General features: G+C 72.8%; 14 protein-coding genes. 9 read left to right on the top strand and 5 right to left on the bottom strand.

Translation table 11 applies throughout. From position 1 onward, the window contains the following. The 4 genes from ACQP2F_RS22125 (at position 1) to ACQP2F_RS22110 (ending at position 4,277) form a co-directional block, all read left to right on the top strand. Positions 1 to 1,194 carry a serine hydrolase domain-containing protein gene (locus tag ACQP2F_RS22125; protein WP_433306932.1) on the top strand — a complete coding sequence of 398 codons (1,194 nt, stop codon included), beginning with the start codon at positions 1 to 3 and terminating at the stop codon, positions 1,192 to 1,194. A 394-nt stretch (positions 1,195 to 1,588) separates the two neighbouring features. Next, entirely contained in the window at positions 1,589 to 2,389 is an 801-nt protein-coding gene (locus tag ACQP2F_RS22120) for a hypothetical protein (protein WP_433306930.1), read from the top strand. Positions 2,390 to 3,029: 640 nt separating this feature from the next. Beyond that, positions 3,030 to 3,758 carry a maleylpyruvate isomerase N-terminal domain-containing protein gene (locus tag ACQP2F_RS22115; RefSeq protein ID WP_433306928.1) on the top strand — a complete coding sequence of 243 codons (729 nt, stop codon included), beginning with the start codon at positions 3,030 to 3,032 and terminating at the stop codon, positions 3,756 to 3,758. A gap of 114 nt (positions 3,759 to 3,872) precedes the next feature. Then, positions 3,873 to 4,277, top strand: a complete 405-nt coding sequence (locus ACQP2F_RS22110) for a hypothetical protein (RefSeq protein WP_433306926.1) — start codon at positions 3,873 to 3,875, stop codon at positions 4,275 to 4,277. A 54-nt stretch (positions 4,278 to 4,331) separates the two neighbouring features. On the opposite strand, the gene ACQP2F_RS22105 is transcribed toward ACQP2F_RS22110, so the two are convergent. Next, on the bottom strand, positions 4,332 to 5,423 hold the full coding sequence (locus tag ACQP2F_RS22105; RefSeq protein ID WP_433306924.1) for an LCP family protein: 1,092 nt from the start codon (positions 5,421 to 5,423) through the stop codon (positions 4,332 to 4,334). A gap of 348 nt (positions 5,424 to 5,771) precedes the next feature. On the opposite strand from ACQP2F_RS22105, the gene ACQP2F_RS22100 reads away from it, so the two are divergent. Genes ACQP2F_RS22100 through ACQP2F_RS22090 form a run of 3 tightly spaced genes read left to right on the top strand, consistent with a single transcriptional unit; the run spans position 5,772 to position 9,502 of the window. Continuing rightward, positions 5,772 to 7,343 (top strand): sugar transferase, encoded by a 1,572-nt coding sequence (locus tag ACQP2F_RS22100; protein ID WP_433306923.1) that lies wholly within the window; start codon positions 5,772 to 5,774, stop codon positions 7,341 to 7,343. A gap of 35 nt (positions 7,344 to 7,378) precedes the next feature. After that, positions 7,379 to 7,831, top strand: coding sequence for a hypothetical protein (locus ACQP2F_RS22095; RefSeq protein ID WP_433306921.1), 453 nt, complete (start codon positions 7,379 to 7,381; stop codon positions 7,829 to 7,831). Positions 7,832 to 7,840: 9 nt separating this feature from the next. Then, complete coding sequence (locus tag ACQP2F_RS22090) at positions 7,841 to 9,502, top strand: glycoside hydrolase family 43 protein (protein WP_433306919.1); 1,662 nt, start codon at positions 7,841 to 7,843, stop codon at positions 9,500 to 9,502. Between the two features lie 51 nt (positions 9,503 to 9,553). On the opposite strand, the gene ACQP2F_RS22085 is transcribed toward ACQP2F_RS22090, so the two are convergent. After that, positions 9,554 to 10,423, bottom strand: a complete 870-nt coding sequence (locus ACQP2F_RS22085; protein WP_433306917.1) for an intradiol ring-cleavage dioxygenase — start codon at positions 10,421 to 10,423, stop codon at positions 9,554 to 9,556. An 86-nt stretch (positions 10,424 to 10,509) separates the two neighbouring features. On the opposite strand from ACQP2F_RS22085, the gene ACQP2F_RS22080 reads away from it, so the two are divergent. Continuing rightward, on the top strand, positions 10,510 to 11,382 hold the full coding sequence (locus ACQP2F_RS22080; protein WP_433306915.1) for an alpha/beta fold hydrolase: 873 nt from the start codon (positions 10,510 to 10,512) through the stop codon (positions 11,380 to 11,382). A 10-nt stretch (positions 11,383 to 11,392) separates the two neighbouring features. On the opposite strand, the gene ACQP2F_RS22075 is transcribed toward ACQP2F_RS22080, so the two are convergent. Together ACQP2F_RS22075 and ACQP2F_RS22070 are read right to left on the bottom strand one after the other, a co-directional pair. Next, positions 11,393 to 12,040 (bottom strand): hypothetical protein, encoded by a 648-nt coding sequence (locus ACQP2F_RS22075; RefSeq protein WP_433306913.1) that lies wholly within the window; start codon positions 12,038 to 12,040, stop codon positions 11,393 to 11,395. Positions 12,041 to 12,114: 74 nt separating this feature from the next. Further along, complete coding sequence (locus tag ACQP2F_RS22070; RefSeq protein ID WP_433306911.1) at positions 12,115 to 13,599, bottom strand: alkaline phosphatase D family protein; 1,485 nt, start codon at positions 13,597 to 13,599, stop codon at positions 12,115 to 12,117. Between the two features lie 68 nt (positions 13,600 to 13,667). On the opposite strand from ACQP2F_RS22070, the gene ACQP2F_RS22065 reads away from it, so the two are divergent. Beyond that, on the top strand, positions 13,668 to 14,813 hold the full coding sequence (locus ACQP2F_RS22065) for an MFS transporter (RefSeq protein ID WP_433306909.1): 1,146 nt from the start codon (positions 13,668 to 13,670) through the stop codon (positions 14,811 to 14,813). A 9-nt stretch (positions 14,814 to 14,822) separates the two neighbouring features. On the opposite strand, the gene ACQP2F_RS22060 is transcribed toward ACQP2F_RS22065, so the two are convergent. Next, positions 14,823 to 17,228 (bottom strand): acetyl-CoA acetyltransferase, encoded by a 2,406-nt coding sequence (locus tag ACQP2F_RS22060; RefSeq protein ID WP_433306908.1) that lies wholly within the window; start codon positions 17,226 to 17,228, stop codon positions 14,823 to 14,825. Positions 17,229 to 17,312: the final 84 nt, after the last annotated feature.

Here is a 17,312-nt window from a genome sequence, read left to right as displayed (position 1 = left end):
ATGACCAGCACCACCGAGAGGCCGGCGTTTCCCCGCGCGGCCAAACCCCCCTCCTGGTGGGAACGCCAGGGTGACCTGCTCATGCGGCGGCCGTTCAACGAGTGGACCTTCACCCACATGAACTGGCTGATGCCGACCGAGCGGGTGGCCCGGGGCGACCGGCGCGAGCCACTCCCCTACGAGCCGCACCACCTCGACCTGACGTACCGGTTCGAGGGCCGCGACCGCACGCTCGACGAGTTGCACCGGCGCACCAACACCACGGCGTTCCTGGTGCTGCACCACGGCCGGATCATCCACGAGTACTACCCGGGCGTGTTCGCCGGACCCCGTACGCGCATGCAGCTCTTCTCGATCTCGAAGTCGGTCACCTCGCTGCTGGTCGGGATCGCGCTGGCCGAGGGCGCGATCGGCGACATCTACGACCGCGTCGTGGACTACCGGAAGGACTTCGTCGGCACGGCGTACGAGGACACCACCGTCGCCGAGTTGCTGACCATGACCAGCGGGGTCGGCGACCTCGAGGTGTGGGACGTGCCGGACAGCGGCATCAAGCGGTTCGAGCAGGCCACCATGGGAGGCGGAAGTGTCCTCGAGGTCGTGCGCCAGGCCCCGCGTACTGCGCCGGGCGGCGAGCGGTTCAACTACTCCACCTTCGACACGCAGATACTCGGATGGGTGCTCGAGGCCGCCACCGAGATGAGCATCGCGTCGTACCTCTCGGACCGGCTCTGGCGTCATCTCGGCGCCGAGCGCGACGCCTTCTACTGGCTCACGCGCGGCCGTCCGCGCACCGCGATCGGCGGCGGCTCGCTCAACGCGACCCCGCGCGACGTCGCGCGCATCGGGCTGCTGATGATCCACGACGGCGTCGCCGGCGGCCGGCAGGTGGTTCCCTCCGAGTGGGTACGCCGGAGCCGGGGCAGTGAGATGCCGCAGCTCGCGGTCGGGCAGCTCGGCCCCAGCGGCTACGCGCACTACGGCTACAGCAACCAGTGGTGGACGCTGGGCAGCGCCAGCTTCGACGCGTTCACCGCGCTCGGCGTGCACGGCCAGTACCTCTACGTCGACCCGTCGGCCGACGTCGTGATCGTCAAGTGCAGCGCCTGGCCCACCCAGGACGACGAGGGCCGCGACCGCGAGACCATCGCCGCGCTGCGCCGGATCGCCGACCACTTCGCCTCGGCTCGCTGAGCCGGCACACCTCCACAGTTGTCCGCCGGAGCTCCACCATGCCTGACACCCGCCCGAGGAAGGGAGAAAACTGGCGGCGCATCGCTCCGGCGGAGCAGCCCACCCCCACGACACCGGCCGACGGCATCCCACGCGCCGACCCCCCGCGCGGGGTGCCGTCGCCACCAGCGAGGGGGAGGGCGGCAACGGTACGAGCGGCGGCTTCCGCTTTGTCGTGGATCGGAAGCCGCCGCTCCACCACCCGGTTGCTCCCGGCTTGCGGCCGGAATGCGGGCGCGGGCACCGTCCATGGTGGCCGTGCCCGCTTCGCTGCCCCTGGACGACCCGTCACCCGGGCGTGCCTTAAGAGCCCGATCTCCCCCCGTCCGCCCTTCGGTCGCATTACCGTGGCCGGATGCCGAAATTTCGCACTAAACCGGTCGTTTCCGCCGCCGCGCTGATGGCTGGCATCGCCCTGTTCGCGCCCGTCCCCGCCCACGCCGCCCCCGTACCCGTGGCACCGGCCGCGCCCGCCGCCCTCCTGGCCGCCCCCGCGTCCGCGCCGTTCCAGGCCGCCTCCGCGTCCGCGCCGCTCCAGGCCGCGCCCGCATCCGCGCCGCTCCAGGCCGCCCCCGCGTCCGCGCCGTTCCAGGCCGCGCCCGCCCCCGGCCCGTTCCAGCTGCGCGACGCCCTGCTCGACGCCTCCGACCTCCCGCGCGGCTACGCGCCGTCGAGCAGCGGCTACATGTCGGCCGTCTCCGACCTCAGCGGCGACACCAACATCTGCGACCACCGGGTGGCCTCGCCCGGCCACTCCCCCACCGCCCAGGCCGTCTTCCTGCGCGGCATCCCCGGCCCCATGCTCTTCGAGACCCTGACCGGCACCGGCCCACGCACCGCCCGCGCGATCGTCGCCGGAATCGCCGCCGCCCCGCGCCGTTGCCACGCCTTCAACGACGGCGCTCCCGACGGTGCCATGCAGTCGCAGTTGCAACTGTTCCCGATGCGGGTCCCCCGCCTGGGTGACGCATCGTCCGGAATCCGCTTCTCGGTACGCCCGGCCGCCACCAACCTGGTCATCCAGGGCCGCCTGATCTCCATCGCCCGCCGCGGCGTAGCCGTGACCATCATCCTGATCAACGCGGGCCCCCACGACCAGCGCGACTTGAACACCATCGCGGCCGCCGCGGTTCGCAAGCTCGATCGCGCCCTCTGAGACGACCTCCGGCCGACGCTGCCGCCGGACCGGTCATCGGGCTCGCCGTGGTTTGCGCCGGGGAGGTTGGCGGGCCGCCAGCGCAGAGATCCGCCGATCGCCACCGCTGAAGGCCGCCGGCCGCCACCACTGAAGGCGCCGGCGGCACCGCGGAGGGTTCCGCCCGCTGCGGATGAAGTCCGCCCGGCCCCATCCACCCTCGGACGTGCCACTCGGCGCCTTAACCCACCCCACCCCGTCACTGGGTGGGGTGAGAGTAGGGCCTGGCTACGACACTTCCGGTCCGGTTGTCCACAGCGGTGCCCACGACGAAGGCCCGACGTGCTCACTGTGGCGAAACTCCTGCGGGCATCGACGCCCGTGTCGAGCGGATGCGCAGGCAAGCCACGACCGGCGGGCGACCCGCCGCGCAAGGCCGCAGACCCGCCGCGCACGGCCGCACACCCACCGCGCACGGCCGCACACCCGCCGCGCACGGCCGCGAACTCGTCGCGCACGACCGCGACCGGAACACCCGCGGTAGCGTGCCAGCAGGGCGGAGCCACGGGGACCGACGCGAGGCGGTGAGCGAGTCGTGAGCGAGACCAGGACTGCGCCGGAATGGCAGTCGAAGCGGAGCCGGGCGGACAGTCTGCGGTGGATGGCCGAAGGCACCACGCTGCTGCTCGGCGCGCTCGAGATGGCGTCCGACCGCCAGCTCGACGGGCCCTGCGCGCTGCCGGGGTGGAGCGGCCGGCATCTCGTCGCGCACCTCGCGCTCAACGCCGAGGCTCTGATGAACCTTGCGCGCTGGGCCCGTACCGGGGTCGAGACGCCGATGTACTCGTCCATGGCGCAGCGCGACGCCGACATCGAGGCGGGCTCGCGGCTTCCGGCGGCGGAGCTGCGCGACCGGGTGGTGGAGACGGCGGTGGCGCTCGACGCCACCCTCGCGGGGCTCACCGCCGAGCAGTGGGGCAATCCGGTGCGTACGGCTCAGGGCCGCGCCGTGTCCGGGGAGGAGATTCCCTGGATGCGGAGCCGTGAGGTCATGGTGCACGCGGTCGACCTCGGCACCGGCGTGCGGTTCGGTGATCTGCCGACGGACTTCCTGGCGTCACTGGTCGACGACATCGTGGCCAAGCGGGCCGGCGAGAAGCTCGGGCTGGTCATCGTGGCCGAGGATCACGGCGGGCGGTGGGAGATCCCGGGGGCCGGAACCACCGAGGTCCCGGGGGCCGAAACCACCGAGGTCCCGGGGGCCGGAACCACCGAGGTCGCGAGGGCCGGGACCACCGAGGTCGTGGCGCCACTGAGCGAGCTCGCGGCGTACCTGGCGGGAAGAGAGAGCACGCTCGGAGCGCAACCGGTCCTCCCCCGGTGGCTATGAGCTGATTTCCGACATCGACCCCGGTCGAGCGGCCGGGTTAGCGTGTGCCCAACGCAAGCGCCGGGCCGAGCGGCGCCTCGACGAGCTGACCCACTAGGTGGCGGGGAGGACGCCGTGACGAGCTGGGACGACGAATGGGCCGAGTTGATCGCCGCGTTGTGCGCGGATGACCCGGCCCGGATCGGGACCATCGGTAGAGACGAGTTCGATCCCGCCCACGTGCACCCGACGGTGTTCGGGTGGCTGGCCGGCTTCGACTGGTGGCCGGCCGACGAGGGCACGGGCATCGCGCTGCTCGACCTGACCGAACCGGGCACGATGCCGCCGGCGGCCTGGGAACGGCTGTGCGGGCCGCTGGGCGAGGCGACCGCGGCCGGCGAGGACCGCCTGCTGGTGGGACGGCACACCCCGGCCGGGTCGGCCCGGTCGGCGACGCTCACCCTGGTCACCGATCGGACGTCGCGCGTCGTGACCGTACGCGTCCGGGTCGAACCCGCGCAGCGGAAGACACCCGCCTAGGGAAGGACATCGGCCAGGGTCCCGAGGGGCCCTGGCCGACGGTCGCGGGTGACGCTACTTCTTGCTCGACGCGCCGAGCTGCTCGATCTCGGCGGTGTTGTCGGTGCGGACGGCGGTGAACAGGGCCTTGGCCTTGGCCTCGTCCGGCAGGACCACGCTCTGGTTGCCGATCATGCCGGTGCCCTTGCTGGGGCTCGTGAAGAACTTCAGGTTCCCCGAGCGCAGGTGCCGCAGCTGGGTCGCCATCGACAGCATGTTGAGGTCCTTGTCGACGCTCACCGTGTTGGTCGTGGCGTTGAGGAACGCGTTGATCTTGCCGGGGCTGGACAGCGTGCCACCGGAGGCGGCCTTGTCGAGGATCGCTTTGATCACGTCCTGCTGGTGCCGGATGCGGGCGAAGTCGCCGTCCTTGAACGAGTAGCGCTCGCGGGCGTAGTCGAGGGCGGCCGGGCCGTCCAGGACCTGCGGGCCCTTCTCGAAGTGCCGGATGTGGTTGGCATTGAGCGAGTGGTTCGACGTGAACGTCGCCTCGACGTTGACCGTCACGCCGCCGAGCGCGTCGACGATCTCCTTGAAGCCGGCGAAGTCGACCAGCGCCACGTGGTCGATGCGGACGCCGGTGTACTTCTCCACGGTCTGCACCATCAGCGCGGGGCCGCCCCACGCGTACGCCGCGTTGATCTTCGATTTGGTGTCGCCGTGCTGGCCGTTGGCCGACTTGGGGATGTAGACCCAGGTGTCCCGCGGAATCGAGATCAGCTGTGCGGACTGCTGGTTCTTGTCCAGGTGCATCACGATGATCGTGTCGCTCCGGGAGCCGCCGGTGCTCTCCGGGTCGCGGGTGTCGCTGCCGAGCAGCAGGAAGTTGATGGCGCCACCGGCCGCGGCGTCCTTCTGCGGACGACCGGCCTCGGGGATGCCGGCGAACGCGTCGACACGCTGCACCTTCCCCTCGACGTGACGAAGGTAGAGGCCACCGGCGATGAGACCGACCCCGACGAGGATCAACGGCACGAGCACGCAGATCAAGATGATCTTCTTCTTGTTCCGCTTGCGTTTCGGCTGTTCGGCCGGGGGGTACTGGTCGTCGCCGAGGCCGATCACTTCGGTGGCGTCGCTGTTGTACATCGGCTGTCGGGTCGGCATGGCAGAGATCGTACTGACGGGCGCAAGTCCGCACGGCCCCGTGACCGGCCACTTCGTCGCGGAACGTGAAGATGTGACGAATTACATTGTCCACCGGCGCGGCGCCGATTCGCCGGGATTGACGACGATTGACCGGAGTACCAATACCGCAAGGTACGGGATTCGGGGCAAAGCCTACATCGATCGGTATCGCATCGATGGTCACACACCGGGTGGTGCGGATCCACAGCAACCTTTAACATTCCCGTCCGATCGCGGTAGATGAACCGCTTTCGTACACGGGGGAAGCTGATGGTGCAGACGGGTCCGGCATTCCCGGGGCATTCCCCGGAGACGTCGACTGGTGGTTTGCGGTCCGTCACCGGCGGGCCGGGCGGCCGCGACGACGCGCGGTACGAGGTCTTCGACTGGTGGCAGCCGGCCGGTGAGGACCCGATCGACCCGCCGGCCGAGGCGGTGATCCCCCGCCCGCGCAAGCCCGCCGACGGCGCCCGCAAGGACGAGCCGCCGACCGAGCGGCTGATCATCGACGGCACCTCGCGGTCGACGGTCGTGCTGCCGTACATCCCGTCGGAGAAGGCCAAGCGCACCCGCCCGCTGCGGGCGTGGATGCTGGCGCTGCCGATCGACCTGGCCGCGCTGCTGGCGCCGATCGCGTGGAGCCAGCAGTACTGGAAGGGCAGCGTCGCGCTGGCCCTGCTGAGCGCGGGCGCGTTCGCGATCGGCGGCCTCTACCGTGCCCGGCGGCACCTCAGCGTGCTCGACGAGCTGCCGACCCTCTACTTCCGCTTCCTGGCGGCGACCGCGATCATCGCGATCGTGGTGGCCGGCCGGCACGACTCGGTCAACTACGTCAGCGGCTTCCTGCAGCTGGCCGCCATCTCGGCGCTGCTGCTGCTGCCGGCCCGCGCGGTCAGCCGGATGGCGGTGCTGATGGCCCGCCGGCGGCGGATCGTCGAGCACAGCGCCATCATCGTCGGCGGCGGCCCGATCGCCATCGAGCTGGCCCGGCTGCTGCGCCGCTACCCGCAGTACGGCCTGCGCTTCGCCGGCTTCGTCGACGTGCCCTCGACGGCGCACGACAAGCGCGAGAGCCAGCCGTACGTGGGCGAGCTCGAGCAGCTGGAGGAGCTGGTCCGCTACACCGAGTGCGACGTCGTCATCATCGCCGACATCGACTGCCCGGAGAACCGCCTGCTGCGCGCCGTCCGGGCGCCGGGCCTGGCCAAGACCGACCTGTGGATGGTGCCGCGGCTGCGCGAGTTCCCCGGCTCGGTCGGCTCGCCCGACCACATCGGCGCGATCCCGGTGGTGCCGCTGCGCCGGCCGACTCTCTCCGGCCCCAAGTGGGCGGTCAAGCGCTCGGCCGACGTCCTCTTCGCCTCGATCGCGCTGCTGCTGCTCACCCCGATCCTGGCCTTCTGCGCGATCGGCACGTTCCTGGAGGGCGGCCGGGGCATCATCTTCAAGCAGCAGCGGATCGGCCAGTTCGGCAAGCCGTTCAACGTGCTGAAGTTCCGCTCGATGCGACCGGCCAACGACAACGAGTCGCAGACCAACTGGAACATCGGCCACGACCCGCGGGTCGGCCCGTTCGGCAAGTTCATGCGGCGTACGTCGCTCGACGAGCTGCCCCAGCTGTGGAACATCCTGCGCGGCGACATGACCGTGGTCGGCCCCCGCCCCGAGCGGCCGTACTTCGTGGACCGCTTCTCGGTCGACTACCCGGAGTACGCGATGCGTCACCGGGTGCCGGTCGGCCTGACCGGTCTGGCCCAGGTGAGTGGCCTGCGCGGCGACACCCCGATCTCCGACCGCGCCCGGTTCGACAACTACTACATCGAGAACTGGTCCCTCTGGCTCGACGTGAAGGTCATCCTCCGTACGGTGGGCGAGGTCTTCCGCGCCGGCGGCCGCTGACTTTCACGGCTTTTTCTCCGCCCGGTCACGACCGCGTGACCGGGCGCAGCCGTCCTCAGCGGCTCCCTCGCGCCGGCGGAGTTCCACAACCTGGCGTCAGCGGCGTCGCCGAGCGGCAGCTGGCCGGCGTCCCCGAGGACCGGGCCGTCTACCACCGGACCAACGGGAGCGTCGACCGGCTGCACCCGAGCGAGCGCGGGCACCGGCTGCTGGCGTACCGGTTCGCGGTGGCGTTGCGCGAGGCGGGACATCCGGTCGTGGCACTCCCCGGCCTCGCCGCCACGAACCCGGAGCCGACGGCCCGCCAGCGGGCCTGGTGGATGGCGACCCAGGGCAACCGGTGGCTGCTCCGGCGCTGGACCGACCTGCTGCCCGCGCTCGCCCGCATGGTCGTCGACGAGCTGCGCCGCCGGCCCGCCGGAAATTGCCGCACCGGAGATTCGGAACTTGCGATAGAGTCACGGAACTTACGGTCCGGCACTTCCTGAGGGGTACGCATGACGAGCACCGAGGCCACGACCGCGACCCTGACCGGGCGCGCGATCCAGAACCCGGTGCTCACCGGCTTCCACCCCGACCCGTCGATCCTGCGCGTGGGCTCGGACTACTACATCGCCACGTCGACGTTCGAGTGGTACCCGGGCGTGCGCCTGCACCACTCCACCAACCTGGTCGACTGGGAGCCGCTGGGCGGCGCGCTCAACGAGAAGCGGCTGCTCGACCTGACCGGCGCGGCCGACTCCGGTGGCGTGTGGGCACCCAGCCTGACGTACGCCCACGGCTTGTTCTGGCTGCTCTACACCGACGTCGCCACGTTCGCCGGCGGGTACTGGGACCCGCAGAACTACCTGGTCACCGCGCCGAGCCCGACCGGGCCGTGGTCGGACCCGGTGGTGCTGCACGGCCGCGGCTTCGACGCCTCGCTCTTCCACGACGAGGACGGCTCGACCTGGATGCTGTCGATGGTCGCCGACGCCCGTCCCGGCAACAACCGGTTCGCCGGCATCTCCATCCAGCGCTACGACCGGGACGCGCGCACGCTCACCGGCGACGAGCACATGATCTTCAAGGGCACCGCCGCCGAGGTCACCGAGGCGCCCAACCTCTACCGCAAGGACGACTGGTACTACCTGGTCACGGCCGAGGGCGGCACCAGCTGGGCGCATCAGGTCACGGTGGCGCGGTCGCGCGACATCCTCGGCCCGTACGAGGCGGATCCGGCCGGTCCGCTCCTGACCTCCAACGGTCACCCCGAGCTCACCCTGCAGAAGGCCGGCCACGGCAGCCTGGTCGAGACGCCGGCCGGCCAGTGGTACCTCGCGCACCTCGTCGGCCGGCCGTACTCGACGCTCGGCCGCTGCGTGCTCGGCCGCGAGTCGGCCATCCAGGAGGTCACCTGGACCGAGGACGGCTGGCCGCGGATCGCCGGCGGCATCCCGGCCGACTCGGTGCCGGCCCCGCTCGGGGTCACCGTGCCCGACGTGCGCCCGGTCTCCTCCGAGCAGAGCGAGGCCGACGACTTCGACGCGCCGGAGCTGGGCGTCAACTGGTCCACGCTGCGCCGCCCGGCCACGCCCGACTGGGTCGACCTGACCAGCCGCCCGTCGTTCCTGCGCATCACCGGCGGCCAGTCGCCGATGAGCCGGCACCGGCCGAGCCTGGTGGCGCGGCGCGTGGTGGCCCGCCGCTGCGACCTCGAGACGGTGATGGAGTTCCGGCCGCGCAACTATCGGCAGCTCGCCGGCGTCACGGCCTACTACAACACCAACAACTGGTACTTCCTCAACGTGACCGCCGAGGACGACGGCACGCGGGTGCTCGGCCTGCTGGCGTGCGACCGCGGCAAGGTGCGCGTCGTCGACGGCGTCCGCGTCGACCTGACCGGAATCGATCGGATCGGGCTGCGGGTACGCCTGGACGGAGCGTCACTGACTTTCGCGTACAAGGTGGAGCCCGACGCCGCCGCGGCCCCGTGGCGGGATGCCGGGCCCACGTTCGACGCCACCACGCTGTCGGACGAGTACGCGGCGAAGGTGGTGGCGGGCGAGCCCGAGGTGTGGGGCTTCACCGGCGCGTTCGTCGGGCTCTGGGTGCAGGACCTCGGCGCCGAGGGCGGCTACGCCGAGTTCGACCGCGCCACCTATCAGACCTCCGGGTGAAGAGGGGTGCCCGGGCCGGGCGGGGCGCGCCCGGCCCGGGCATTAAAACGCTCACGTCCGCAGCACCACGTCGAAGGTCAGCACGCGGAACGGGTTGGGCAGCCCCACGCTCGCGGCCCGCGCCGGGTCGTCCACCTCCGGCACCTCGCGGATCAGGCTCTCCTTGACGCCGAACACGGCATCCGACTCCAGGTAGGGACTGCCGGCGACGAAGACGTGCGTGGTCACCGGGCGATATCCGGGCGCCGAGACGATGAAGTGCAGATGCGCCGGCCGGTACGGGTGCCGCGCCGTCGCGGCGAGCAGCTCGCCGACCGGCCCGTCGTCGGGGATCGGGTAGTACCGCGGCACCACCGACCGGAACCAGTAGCGGCCGCCGGCGTCGGTCGTGAACAGCCCGCGCAGGTTCAGCGGCGGCTGGACGCCCGGCTGCTGCACGTCGTAGAAGCCGTCCTCGTTGGCCTGCCAGATGTCGACCGTGGCGCCCGCGATCGGCTCGCCGCCGGGACCGGTCACCCGGCCCTCGACCAGGCACGGCGTCCCCTTGCCGTCGAGCGCCACGTCGTCGCCGAGCGCGCGTGGCGGCGACTCGACCACGTGGAAGGGGCCGAGCACCGTGGACTCGGTGGCCGTACCGCCGGATCGGTGGTTGATCGTCTCGACCAGCATGGAGACGCCGAGCACGTCGGAGAGCAGGATGAACTCCTGCCGGGCCGCGTCGCACTTCTGCCCGGTGCGGGTGAGGAAGTCGATCGCGACCGCCCACTCGGCCTCGGTCAGCTCGACCTCCTTGACGAACGCGTGCAGGTGCTCGACCAGCGCGGTCATCACCCGCTTGAGCCGCGCGTCCGGCGTGCCGGCGAAGCTCGCCGCCACCACCTCGGCCGACCCGTCCTCGGTGAACAGGAGACCCGTACCCATCGCGACACCTCCGGCGTCAGATCATCGATCCGCCCGCACGAGGGCGGAGAACCACAAACTAGCCGCCCTTCAGTAGGGTCTGCCGCATGACCGAGGTCCGCTCCGCCGCCCGCGCGCGGATGGTGGCGGTGGACGACGGCGTGCGGCTGCGGACGTGGACGACCGGGACGGCCGGCGACCGGCCGGCCGTGGTCCTGCTGCACGGCGGCCCGGGCCTGTGGGACTACCTCGGCCCGGTCGCCGGCATGCTGGCGCCGGTCACCGTGGTCCACCGGTTCGACCAGCGCGGCTGCGGCGGGTCGGAGACGTCGCCCGAGCAGAGCCTGGCACGGTCGGTGGCCGACATCGAGGCGCTGCGGGGGCACTGGGGACACGAGCGCTGGGTGGTGATCGGGCACTCGTTCGGGGCGACGCTGGCGCTGGCCTATGCCGTACGCCATCCGGGCCGGACCGCCGCGCTCGGCTACCTGAGCGGGGTCGGCGTGGGTGACTGGCGCGGACCGCACCGGGCCGAGCGGGCCCGGCGCCTGACCGCCGCCCAGCGCGACCGGCTCGCGGCGCTCGAGGAGCGGAGCGAGCGCACCGCGGAGGAGGAGATCGAGTTCCGGGCGCTGCACTGGGTCACCGACTTCGCCGACCCCGGACGCGCCTGGCAGTGGGCCCTCCAGGACGCCGGCAGCGGGCATCCGATCAACTGGGCGGCCCACCGCGCGCTGATGGCGGACGCCGGGCGCTGGTCCGACGCCGACGTCCGGGCCCGGGCGGCCGCGCTGGACATGCCGTGCTGGTTCCTCCACGGCGACCGGGACACGCGCCCGGCCGGTACCGTCGCCGAGCTGGCCGCGGTGGTGCCGGGCGCGCGGGTGCACCTGATCGCCGGTGGCGGCCACCAGCCGTGGCGGGAACGCCCGGGGGACGTCCGGCGGCTGCTGCGCGGGCTGCTGGCCGCGGCACGCTGACCCGGGCTCCCTACTGGTACGCCGGCGGGGACGCGGCCGGGTCGGCGCGCACCACGTCGAGGCGGGGGTCGGTGGTCAGGCGTTCCACCAGCAGCTCCCGGCCGCCGATGCCGGCCCAGTGCGGGTCGACGTCGAGGGCCACACACCAGGCGTGGTCGGCCGGCCAGACGAAGGCGGGCGCCGTCTCGTCCGGCAGCGACTCGGGCATGCCCCAGGCGCCGACCTCGGCCAGCGGGCCGCGGAACAGCCAGTACTCCCGGTGCGGGACGACGACCTTGGGCCGGCCCGGCGTGGGCCGGCCGGGGGTGGGCCGCGCCGGGGCGAGGCCGGGCACGGCGTCGGGGCGCGGGACCGCCTCGGCGAGTCCGGTCCCCGGGTCGCCGCCGCCGAAGCCCTCCCAGACCAGGAAGTAGCAGTCGCCGGGGACGGTCGTGTACCCGGCGAGCGTCTCGAACAGACGCGGCAGCTGCTCGCCCCGCCAGTCCTCGGCCTCGACGTCGTTCTCGCTCTGGCCCGGGTGCTCCGGATCGGGCAGCAGTCGCAGCCGAGCGTAGGCGTCGAACCCGCCCGGACCGAAGGTCACCAGCCGCTGCCAGGGCAGATCGCTGCGCGCGATCCAGTCGGCGGCCGTCAGGTCGGAACAGAAGGTGAGCGTCACAGATCCCGTTGTATCGTCCGCGGCCCGCCCAGGCGATCAGCCACGCCTACTCATGTTTGCCGCGCCGGGCCCGGTCAGAGCCGCACCAGGCCGCGGTGACCGTCGAACACCGCGAAACTCGCCACCGTGCGGACCGGGGCGCCCGGCACGGTGACCGCGTCCAGGGCCCGGAAGTCGGCGCGCAGCTCGGAGCGGGTGATCCGGGTACGCGTGTAGCCGCGACGGTCCGAGTAGAACCTCAGGTGCGGGTTGACGTCGGCGGTCGGCACCTCGGTCACCGGCGTGCCGTCGCCGCGGGAGGTGATCGACGTGCAGATGAGCTCGGCGCCGACCGTGGCCGACGCCGGATCGGTGTAGTCGGCCTTCAGGTCGTTGGCCCACGCCGTGTGGATGTCGCCGGTGAGGACGACCGGGTTGCGGACGCCGCGCTCGACCCACCCGCGCTGAAGGCGGTCCCGCGAGGCCCGGTAGCCGTCCCAGGCGTCCATGTTGCCGGCGCCGGACGCGTTGACCTGCCAGGCGAAGAAGACCTGCTGGCCGATCACGTCCCAGACGGCCCGGTGCTGGGCCAGGCCGTCGAGCAGCCACCGCTCCTGGGCCCGGCCGGGCAGGCTGCGCCCCGGCCGATCGGCGTCGGGACACACCTTCCAGTGGCCGCCGCACGCCTGCGGGTCGCGGAACTGGCGGGTGTCGAGCATGTGGAACGTCGCGAGCCGCCCCCACGGGACGCGCCGGTGCAGCGGGACACCGGGCCGGAGCGGGAGGTGCTCACGGTAGGCGCGATAGGCGGCGTTGCGGCGGGTCACCCAGCGCGCGGCGGACAGCGGCGGTACGTCGTCGAGCCGATGCCACCCCGCGTAGTCGTCCTCGACGTCGTGGTCGTCGGGCACCGCCAGCCACGGCGCGCTCGCGTGCGCCGCCTGCAGGTCCGGGTCGGTCTTGTACTGCCCGTAGCGCCGCCGGTAGCCGGCCAGGGTCAGGACCTCGGGACCGAGGTGCATGCGGGCGTGCCCCGGCGTCGCGCCGCCCTCGTAGATGTAGTCGCCCAGGTGCAGGATCAGGTCGGGGTGTTCCTCGGCCATCCGCCGGTACGCGGTGAAGAAGCCGGCCTCGAAGTTGGCGCACGAGGCGAACAGCATGAGCAGGTCGCCCCCGCCCCGGCCGGCCGCGGGCGCGGTCCGCGTGCGCCCGACCGGCGAGATCGACCCCTGCGCCCGGAACCGGTAGTAGTACTCCCCGTCCGGGGCGAGCCCACCGGCGACCACGTGCACGGTGTGCGCCGACGCGTGGCGGGCGACCGCGGTGCCCGAGGCGACCAGCCGGGCGAACGACGCGCTCCGGGAGACCTGCCACTCGACGGCGACGTCGGCCGCCGGCATCCCGCCGTGCCCGTCGTCGGCGAGCGGCGAGGGCGCGAGCCGGGTCCAGAGCACGACGCTGTCCGGCGCGGGGTCCCCGGAAGCGACGCCGAGCGAGAACGGGTACGGGAGCGGGCGTCGCGGCAGCACCGCCGCGCCGAGACTGCCGAGCACGAACACCCGGCGGCTGAGCGTGGTCACGGGCGCCCAGCGTAGGGGGCGGTTCGTCCGGATTCCCGTGCGACACCCGAGCAGGCATGATCTTCACCGTGAAGAGGCTGCGGCTCGTGCTGGCCGGGATGCTCGTCTCCGCGCTCGGGGACGGGATGAGCCTGGTCGCGGTGGCGTGGCTCGCGCTGCAGATCGCGCCGGACGGGCAGGAGGGCGTCTGGACCGGGATCTCGGTGGCGGCCTACGCCCTGCCGGCGCCGATCGGGGCGGCGCTGCTCGCCCGGTGGATGCGGCGGCTGCCGGCGGCGCGGCTGGTCACGGCGGACGCGACGCTGCGGGCGGTCGCGCTCGGTGCGGCGGGGGCGCTGGCGATCACGGGCCGGCTCGACCCGGTGGCGTACGCCTGCCTGCTCGCCCTTTCCTCGCTGCTGCACGCGTGGGGAACCGCCGGGGCGTACACCCTGGTCGCCGAGCATTTCCCGGCCGAGAAGCGGTTGGCCGGCAACGCGCTGGTGTCGGCGTTCGCGCAGGTCTCCATCGTGGTCGGGCCGGCCGTCGCGGGCGGGCTGGCGGCGCTGGCCGGGCCCGGCTGGGTGATCGCCGCCGACGCCGCGACCTGGGCGGTGCTGGCGCTGACCGCGTGGACGGTGCCGACCCGGCCGGTGGGCGAGGCGGAGGCGGGCGGCTGGCGGACGATCCGGGACCGGCCCGCGCTGCTCGGCCTGATCGCGGTCACCTGCGTGTTCTTCTTCCTCTACGGCCCGGTCGAGGTGGCGCTGCCGGTGCTGGTGGCCGGCGACCTGCACGGCTCGGCCGGGCTGCTCGGTCTCTACTGGACGGTCTTCGGGATCGGCGCCACGGTCGGCGCGGCGAGCGCCGCGCTGCTGCGCCGGCTGCCGCCCTGGACCGTGGTCGTCGTGATCATCATCGGGTGGGGCGCGGCGCTGCTGCCGGTCGGGCTGAGCGCGGCGATCGTGCCGGGGCTGATCGGCATGGCGGCCGGTGGGCTGATCTACGGGCCGTTCACGGCCATCACCACGGGGCTGTTCCAGACCGCGACCCCGCCCGAGGCGTTGAGCCGGGTGCTGGCGACCCGGGCGGCGATCCAGACGCCGTCCGCGTCGCTGGGCACGTTGCTCGGCGGGCCGCTGGTGACCCTGGCCGGCGCCCGCCCGACGCTGGTGCTGTCGGCGCTGCTGACCATCGGTCTGGGGGTGGCGGCCGGCGCCGGGCGGCGGTCGTGACCCGCCGGCTCAGCGGTTGCGCCAGCGGGGCTTGCGCTTCTCGGCGAACGCGGTCAGCCCCTCGATCGCGTCCTCGCTGACCATCAGGTCGTCGAGCGCGGCGCTGTGGTGGCGGACGGCGTCGACCACGTCGGGTATGCCGCGGGTCTCCTCCATGACCCGCAGCGAGGTCCGCACCGACGTCGGCGACGACTCCAGGATCTCGGCCGCCAGTTCACGGGCGCCGGCGAGCGCCTCCCCCGCCGGCGCGACCCGGTTGACCAGCCCGTGGGCCAGGGCCTCGGCGGCGGTGAGCCGGCGGCCGGTCAGGATCATCTCGTGGGCCAGCTTCGGCGGGACGGCCCGGGGCAGGCGCACCACGCCGCCGGCGCCGGCGACCAGGCCGACCTTGACCTCACTGAGCGCGAACCTCGCGGTCTCGTCCGCGACGACCAGGTGGCAGGCGAGGGCGATCTCGCAGCCACCGCCCATCGCGAAGCCGTTGACCGCGGCGATGACCGGCTTGGGCATGCTGCGCCGGCTGGTCAGGCCGGCGAAACCGTTCTTGGGCACCCACATCGGCTTGCCCGACGCCGAGTAGACGAGGTCGTTGCCGGCCGAGAACGCCTTGTCGCCGGCGCCGGTCAGGATCGCGACCCACAGGTCGTCGTCGGCGAAGTACGCGTCGAACACGTGGTCCAGCTCGTCGTTCGCCATCGGGTGCAGACTGTTGCGGGCCTCGGGGCGGTTGATGGTGACTTCCAGGAGATGGCCGTCACGGCGTACGAGAAGGTGCTCGTAACGCTCCCGCAGCACCGCGGGCGACGCCGGGAAGAGCGAGTCCATCGTGGCTTGGTCGGCCGTGACCCGGTTGCCGAAGCCGAACGAGCGCACGTAGACCCGCCGGCCGATCGGCTCGTCCGTGCTCAGCAGCTCGATCGTCGCGGCGTCACGGTCGTCGGTCCGGGCGAGGAAGCGGCGTCCGTCGTCCTCGAGGCGGCCGATGACGATGCCGGTGCGCCTGCCGTCGCGGGCGTGCTTCACCGTGTACGTCTCGACGGTCGCCCAGCCGTCGGCCTGGCGCGCCTCCCCCGGGGCCGGCCAGGAGTCGATCTCGGCCTGCAGGGTGGCGCTGTGATCCGGCCGCCAGGGCGTGGGCGTGGTGGTGTAGACGCCGGCCGAGTACTTGCTCATGATGCCGCCGTTGGCGCCGACGAAGCCGTAGCTGCCCGGCTGCCGCCGGATCCGCTCGACGGTCTCGGCGATGGCGTGCATCGAGTAGTTGTTGCCGGCGCCCCCGAAGAACGGCAGTCCGCCGGTCACGGTGAGGCCGCGCGGGTCGTCCGGCTCGAGGCCGAGCGCGTCGGCGACGGTGAAGACCGGGGCCGGGAAGCAGCTGTAGAGGTCGATGGTCGCGAGGTCGCCGGCGTCGATGCCGGCCTGCTCGAGGGCGTGCCGGGCGGCCATCGCCGAGGCCGGCCCGGCGGCGAGATCGGCGCGGTCCATGAGGTCGCGTTCGCGCAGGTCGGCGTGCCCGGCCAGGTAGACCCACCGCGCGGGCGGGATGCCGAGGCGGCGGGCCGCGGCGACCGACGTGAGCAGCACCGCGGCGCCCTGGTTGACCTTCTCGCGGGCGACGACGTAGCGGGTGTACGGGTCGGCGATCGGCCGGTTGGAGGCGGTCGGCTTGACCAGCTCCTCGGCGCTGCGCTCGACCGGGGCGGCGGCGTGCGGGTTGGCCGCCGCGACCCGGGTGAAGGGCGCGAACAGGGCGCCGATCCGGGCCGCGTACTCGTCTCGGGTGAGCTTGAGGCGCGCCCGCCGCGCGTTGTCGACGAGGGCGTACTGACTGGGCGCGTCGGTCAGTCCGTGGGCGGCGTGATGCATGCTGACCAGGCCGCGGAGGCCGAAGCCGCGGTCCTCCAGGTCGCCGTCGGCGTGCTCGGAGAAGTCCAATTCGCCGGCCTGGCGGGCGAACCGTTCGATGGTCGAGATCGCCTCCGCCCCGACGAGCAGGACCGCCTCGGCCCCACCCGCGGCGATCGTGGCGGCGAACTCGTTGACCAGGTGCTGGGGGCTCTGGCCGCCGGCCACCTCGAGGACGGCTCGCCGGGGGTCGGCGCCGACCCGGCCGGCCACCGAGCGGGGGAAGTTGTCCGAGCGGCCGAGCGGAGCGCGGGCGCCGGGCATCGAGTTCTCGAACTGGCGGGTGCCGGCGACCGTGTCGACGGCGGCGGCCACCGCGGCCGGATCGGCGCCGGTGTCGGCAAGCGCGGCGCGGGCGGCGTCGGCGGCGAGCTCGACCGGCGAGCGGCGGCGGTAGTCCGGGTCGTCCAGGCGCTCCGACGACTGGCCGACCCCGACGATCACCGGAGTGCGCTCGTCGGTGGATATGTCGCCGGGATTGTCGTACGGGGTCGCTACGTTCGTCCCCACCCAGTGACGGGGTGGGGTGGAGTTGGCGTTGTCCATCGCGATCCCGCGCCTCCTATACTGAACGCTTCCCGTTCACTTATGCGG

The organism is Actinoplanes sp. CA-030573 (assembly GCF_050951115.1).
In the GTDB taxonomy this organism is placed as follows: domain Bacteria; phylum Actinomycetota; class Actinomycetes; order Mycobacteriales; family Micromonosporaceae; genus Actinoplanes.
This window is presented reverse-complemented; position numbering and strand designations above follow the sequence as displayed.